5 protein-coding genes are annotated in these 4,019 nt (G+C 70.7%); 4 read left to right on the forward strand and 1 reads right to left on the reverse strand.

What is annotated here, in order from left to right:
- Positions 1-47 precede the first annotated feature (47 nt).
- The 4 genes from AOZ49_RS31385 to AOZ49_RS31400 all read left to right on the forward strand — a co-directional run bounded on the left by AOZ49_RS31385 (position 48) and on the right by AOZ49_RS31400 (position 3,523).
- Positions 48-1,034 carry a Bug family tripartite tricarboxylate transporter substrate binding protein gene (locus tag AOZ49_RS31385; protein ID WP_054479810.1) on the forward strand — a complete coding sequence of 329 codons (987 nt, stop codon included), beginning with the start codon at positions 48-50 and terminating at the stop codon, positions 1,032-1,034.
- An 11-nt stretch (positions 1,035-1,045) separates the two neighbouring features.
- Positions 1,046-2,569 (forward strand): amidase, encoded by a 1,524-nt coding sequence (locus AOZ49_RS31390; protein ID WP_054479812.1) that lies wholly within the window; start codon positions 1,046-1,048, stop codon positions 2,567-2,569.
- Positions 2,570-2,630: 61 nt separating this feature from the next.
- On the forward strand, positions 2,631-3,137 hold the full coding sequence (locus tag AOZ49_RS31395; protein ID WP_054479815.1) for a GNAT family N-acetyltransferase: 507 nt from the start codon (positions 2,631-2,633) through the stop codon (positions 3,135-3,137).
- Between the two features lie 59 nt (positions 3,138-3,196).
- The gene (locus AOZ49_RS31400; protein WP_054479817.1) at positions 3,197-3,523 is read left to right on the forward strand and encodes a 7(1) septoil knot domain-containing protein; all 327 of its coding nucleotides are present in this window, start codon (positions 3,197-3,199) and stop codon (positions 3,521-3,523) included.
- 15 nt (positions 3,524-3,538) lie between these two features.
- Here AOZ49_RS31400 and AOZ49_RS33230 read toward each other — a convergent pair.
- Positions 3,539-4,019: hypothetical protein (locus tag AOZ49_RS33230; RefSeq protein WP_054479819.1), on the reverse strand; the 481-nt coding region annotated here is incomplete at its 5' end.

The following is a 4,019-nucleotide window of genomic DNA, read 5'->3' on the forward strand; positions in this document are numbered from 1 at the left end:
CCCCAGGCGCCGACCGGCGCGCCGTCCCTCCACCACTCTCGTCGAGCATGACCATGAAGACTGCCTTGATTGCCCTTGGTGTCACCCTCGCGGGCGCCCTCGCCGCGCCCGCCCCGGCCAGCGCCCAGGCCGGTTACCCGACCCGTCCCATCACCCTGGTCGTGCCCTTCCCGCCCGGCGGCGCGACCGACGTGCTGGGCCGCGTCATCGCGCAAAAGCTCGGCCAGGAACTGGGCCAGACCGTGGTGGTGGAAAACCGCGCCGGCGCGGGCACCGCGATCGGCGCCGGCTACGTCGCCAAGGCCGCGCCGGACGGCTACACGCTGCTGGTCAGCTCCGGCACCACCTTCACCGTCAACCCGGCGATCCAGGCCAAGCTGCCGTACGACCCGGTCAAGAGCTTCGAGCCGCTCGGCATCGTCGGCCGCACCGGCCTGGCGCTGCTGGCCAACCCGCAGGTGCCGGTCAAGGACCTGAAGGAACTGGTGGCCTACGCCAAGGCGCGCGAGAAGGAACCGCCCGCCTACGGCTCGTTCGGCGCCGGCACCACCGCGCACTTCGTCGGCGAGGCGTTCCTGGCCGCCGCCGGCATCAAGATGATCCACGTGCCCTACAAGGGCAGCGCGCCGGCCATGACCGACCTGATCGGCGGCCAGATCCCGTTCTCGGTCGACACGGTGGCCGCCGCGTTGCCGCAGAGCAAGCTGGGCAAGGTGCGGGTGCTGGCGGTGTCGGCCCCGGCCCGCTCGGCCTTCCTGCCCGACGTGCCGACCTTCGCCGAGCAGGGCTATCCGTCGGTGGCCATGGACACCTGGCTGATGTTCACCGCCCCGCGCGGCCTGCCGGCGGACGTCAAGAAAAAACTCGAAACCGCCTTGCGCGCCACGGTCGACTCGCCCGACGTGCGCAAGAGCCTGGAGGCGCAAGGTTTCGAGGCGGCCTTCTCCAGCGCCGCCGAGGGCGAAGCGCTGATCCAGAAGGAACTGCCGCAGATGCGCGATGTCGCGCAGCGCGCCAATATCAAGATCGAATGAAGGATGCTGTCATGACCCTGGACGATTCCCTGGTTTCATTGTCGGCCGTGGAGCTGCGGCGCCTGATTGGCGCGCGCCAGCTCTCGCCGGTCGAACTGCTGGAGGCGTGCATCGCGCGCATCGCGGCGGTCAACCCCTATATCAACGCCGTCACCGCCACCGCTTTCGACCGCGCCCGCATCGAGGCGCGCGCCGCCGAACAGGCGGTGATGGCCGGCGACACGCTGGGCCTGCTGCACGGCCTGCCGCTGGGCGTCAAGGACCTGGAGCCCACCGCCGGCCTGCTCACCACCTACGGTTCGCCGATCTACCGCGACCACGTGCCGGCCGAGGACGTGACGCTGGTGGCGCGCCTGCGCCGCGCCGGCGCCATCGTGGCCGCCAAGACCAACGTGCCCGAGATGGGCGCGGGCGCCAACTCGCGCAACACCGTGTGGGGCGCGACCGGCAATCCCTTCAACCCGAACCTGAACGCCGGCGGCTCGTCGGGCGGCTCGGCCGCCGCGCTGGCCAGCGACCTGTTCCCGCTCTGCACCGGGTCGGACACCGGCGGCTCGCTGCGCATCCCCGCCGCCAAGTGCGGCGTGGTCGGCTTCCGGCCGTCGCCCGGCGTGGTGCCGAGCGTGCGCAAGCCGCTGGGCTGGACGCCGATCTCGGTGGTCGGCCCGATGGGCCGCACCGTGGCCGACGCCTGCCTGCAGATGGCCGCCAGCGCCGGGCCCGACGCCGGCGACCCGCTCAGCTATCCACTTGATCCGCTGCAGTTCCTGGCGCCTGGCGTCGCCGACCTGGGCCGGCTGCGCGTGGCCTACAGCGAAGACTTCGGGCTGTGCGACGTGGACGACGGCATCCGCGCCACCTTCCGCGCCAAGATCGCGGCCATGCGCCATCTGTTCGCGGCCTGCGATCCCATCGACATCGACTTCGGCGAGGCCCACCGCTGCTTCGACGTGCTGCGCGCCGAGGCCTTCGTGGCCGGCATGCGCGACGCCTACGAGAAAGACCCGGCCAGCCTCGGCCCCAACACCCGCGCCAATTTCGAGATGGGCGCGGCCATGAGCCTGAAGGATTGCGCCTGGGCGCAGGCCGAGCAGACCCGTCTGATCAAGCGCTTCCAGCGCGCCTTCGACGACTACGACCTGATCCTGTCGCCCACCACGCCGGTGTCGCCGTTCCCGTGGACGCAGCTGTATGCCGAGGCCATCAACGGCAAGCGCCAGGAGAACTATTACCGCTGGCTGGCGCTGACGTATGTGATCACGCTGACCACGCATCCGGCGCTGACGCTGCCTTGCGGGCGGGATCACCAAGGCATGCCGTTCGGCTTGCAGATCGTGGGCCGGTTCCGCGGGGATCGCGAGGTGCTGGCGGCGGCTCAGGGGATGGAGTCGGCGTTCGCGGGCATCGCCGAACTGCAACGGCCGCGGCCGGACCTGGCGGGGCTGAAGGCGGCGGAGCCGGCGTTGACGTCGATCGTGACGGCGCCGCCGGGCACGGCATCGGGCGGCGCGGCGGGGAGCGTGTCGGCGGTGTGAGGCCGGGGCTGGGCCGGCGCTATCATTGGCGTTGCCCGATCCCCCCTTGCCGCCGCACCCCATGACCTCCCCCATCCTCATCGAACGCCTCGCCGAGCATCACTTGCCCGGCATGGCCGCGCTCCACAACGATCCCGACGTCGCCCGCCAGGTGCTGCAGATGCCCTACCAGCCGCCCGAGCGCTGGCGCAGGCTGCTCGCCCCGGACAACGAGCGCCTGCTGGCGCTGGTCGCCACCCACCTGGGCGAGGTCGTCGGCAGCGCCAGCCTGGAGCAGGCTGCGCGCGTGCGGCGCAGCCATTCGGGCGCCATCGGCATGGGCGTGGCCCGCGCCTGGCAGGGCCAGGGCATCGGCAGCCGGCTGCTGAGCGAGCTGCTGCGGGTCGCGGACGACTGGATGAACCTGCGCCGGGTCGAGCTGATGGTCTATTGCGACAACGAGGCCGCCGTCGGGCTGTACCGCAAGCATGGCTTCGAGGTCGAGGGCCAGCTGCGCGACTACGCCATCCGCGATGGGCGCTACGCGGACGTATACAGCATGGCAAGGTTGCGGACGCCGCTGGCATAATCCGGCGGCACGTCTTCCCTCGGCCCGCCGGCATGGCCCGGCATTCAAGGACATTCCCCATGCGCGCATTGCCTTGCGCCCTTCTCGCCTGCGCCCTGCTGGGCGCCGCTTTCACCGCCCAGGCCGGTGATGTCGACAAAAGCCGCTGCACCTACAAAGGCATTCCGCTGCGCGGGTCGGTCAAGTTCGTCACCGCCTTTCCCGACATCAAGGTCAAGATCGTCGATGCCTTCGCCGACATCCGCGTGAAGCAGGTCGGCGCCTTCGCCAACAGTTGCGGTGAATGGAAGATCGTCGATGCCTTTCCCGACTTCACGGTCCAGTTGGTGGACGCGTTCCCCGACGTGACGGTCAAATGGGTGGACGCGTTTCCCGGCACGGACTGACGCCGGGCCGCCGCGTCAGCGCTGGCCGGCGGCCCGGGGCGGCGCGCAGCAATGGGCGGTGTCGATCACGCGGCCGCGGCAGGCCGCCAGCATGGGCGGATTCCTGCACAGCAGCGCGTTGGCCGGCAGCGTCAGCCGGAAGCCCTGGTCGAGCATGCACAGCTGCGCGGCGGCGATGTCGTTGAGCAGCATGTCGTCGCCCGGCTCGATCACCGAGGCGTAGCCGCACGCCCGCATGGCTTGCTGCACACGCTGGGCGTCGGCGTCCGGCCGGGTCCATTGTTCATAGGCGGGCGGACGTTGCCGTGACTCCGCCGCCGCGGCGCCGTCGATTGCCGGGCAGGCCGCCAGATGGGGATGGGTGTCGCAGTAGGTGTGGCGCTCCTGGTAGGCAAAGCCCTTGCCGAGCATGCACTGCTCACCCCGCGCATAGTCGTTGTTGGTGATGGTCGCGCCGTCGACATGGCTGGCGCTGGGAAAGCCGCAGTCGAGCAAC

Source organism: Achromobacter sp. 2789STDY5608615, from assembly GCF_001298995.1.
Taxonomy (GTDB): Bacteria; Pseudomonadota; Gammaproteobacteria; order Burkholderiales; family Burkholderiaceae_B; genus Achromobacter; species Achromobacter insuavis.

Bases quoted from the DNA above. Each gene is read 5' to 3' on its own strand.
- AOZ49_RS31395 (WP_054479815.1), top strand. From the start codon at position 2,631: ATGACCTCCCCCATCCTCATCGAACGCCTCGCCGAGCATCACTTGCCC.
- AOZ49_RS31385 (WP_054479810.1), top strand. From the start codon at position 48: ATGACCATGAAGACTGCCTTGATTGCCCTTGGTGTCACCCTCGCGGGC.
- AOZ49_RS31390 (WP_054479812.1), top strand. From the start codon at position 1,046: ATGACCCTGGACGATTCCCTGGTTTCATTGTCGGCCGTGGAGCTGCGG.
- AOZ49_RS31400 (WP_054479817.1), top strand. From the start codon at position 3,197: ATGCGCGCATTGCCTTGCGCCCTTCTCGCCTGCGCCCTGCTGGGCGCC.